We start from the raw sequence: 659 nt of genomic DNA, 5'->3' as shown, positions 1-659 counted from the left end.
TCATCTTCGGGGGTAGAGCACTGTTTCGGCTAGGGGGTCATCCCGACTTACCAACCCGATGCAAACTACGAATACCGAAGAATGTTATCACGGGAGACACACGGCGGGTGCTAACGTCCGTCGTGAAGAGGGAAACAACCCAGACCGCCAGCTAAGGTCCCAAAGTCATGGTTAAGTGGGAAACGATGTGGGAAGGCCCAGACAGCCAGGATGTTGGCTTAGAAGCAGCCATCATTTAAAGAAAGCGTAATAGCTCACTGGTCGAGTCGGCCTGCGCGGAAGATGTAACGGGGCTAAACCATGCACCGAAGCTGCGGCAGCGACACTATGTGTTGTTGGGTAGGGGAGCGTTCTGTAAGCCGTTGAAGGTGGCCTGTGAGGGTTGCTGGAGGTATCAGAAGTGCGAATGCTGACATAAGTAACGATAATGCGGGTGAAAAACCCGCACGCCGGAAGACCAAGGGTTCCTGTCCAACGTTAATCGGGGCAGGGTGAGTCGACCCCTAAGGCGAGGCCGAAAGGCGTAGTCGATGGGAAACAGGTTAATATTCCTGTACTCGGTGTTACTGCGAAGGGGGGACGGAGAAGGCTATGTTGGCCGGGCGACGGTTGTCCCGGTTTAAGCATGTAGGCGGATGTTCCAGGTAAATCCGGAACGT

At 54.6% G+C, this 659-nt stretch carries 1 rRNA gene; it reads left to right on the top strand.

What is annotated here, in order from left to right:
* Positions 1-659 (top strand): 23S ribosomal RNA (locus ABLU96_RS11515); the annotation flags it as partial.

Source organism: Klebsiella sp. CN_Kp106, from assembly GCF_040064575.1.
GTDB lineage: Bacteria > Pseudomonadota > Gammaproteobacteria > Enterobacterales > Enterobacteriaceae > Klebsiella > Klebsiella michiganensis.
Note: the sequence above shows the minus strand (reverse complement) of the source record. Positions and strands in the feature narration are given on the sequence as shown.